At 44.8% G+C, this 511-nt stretch carries 1 protein-coding gene; it reads left to right on the top strand.

What is annotated here, in order from left to right; translation table 11 throughout:
* The coding region (locus R8O11_RS31430; RefSeq protein WP_318195418.1) for a beta-eliminating lyase-related protein at window positions 1-382 on the top strand (382 nt) is incomplete at its 5' end.
* Window positions 383-511: the final 129 nt, after the last annotated feature.

Raw genomic sequence — 511 nt, 5'->3', positions numbered from 1 at the left:
CAGCAAGGAATACATAGCGAAAGCTCGCCGTTTAAGAAAGATGGTCGGCGGCGGAATGCGTCAGGCGGGCATTCTAGCGGCAGCAGGTAAACTGGCGATCACGGAACAAGTCGCGCAGTTAAAGCAAGATCACATCAATGCAAAAGCATTGGCGGAAGGTTTAGCTGAACTACCGGGTTTCTCGGTAAATCCTGACTTCGTTCAAACCAACATTGTGTTTGCTAAGTTGGATGCTAAAGTCGATATCCAAAGCATCGCGGAGCAACTCAAGCAACAAAACATCATCATCAGCCCAGGAAACCCAATTCGCTTTGTCACACACAAAGACATCTCTGCTGAAGATATTCAAACCTTCCTATCGAGCCTTAAATCTCTGCTTTAGATTGATTTTGATCATTGAGCTTCCCCTTGGGGGAAGCTTTATTCTACGGTCAATTATCGCTAAATCGAGAATCCATAATGCTAAGAACCCTCCTTTTAACGTCTCTCATTTTTACTTCCACCGTTTATG

It is taken from the genome of Vibrio sp. 1288 (assembly GCF_033344475.1).
This window is presented reverse-complemented; position numbering and strand designations above follow the sequence as displayed.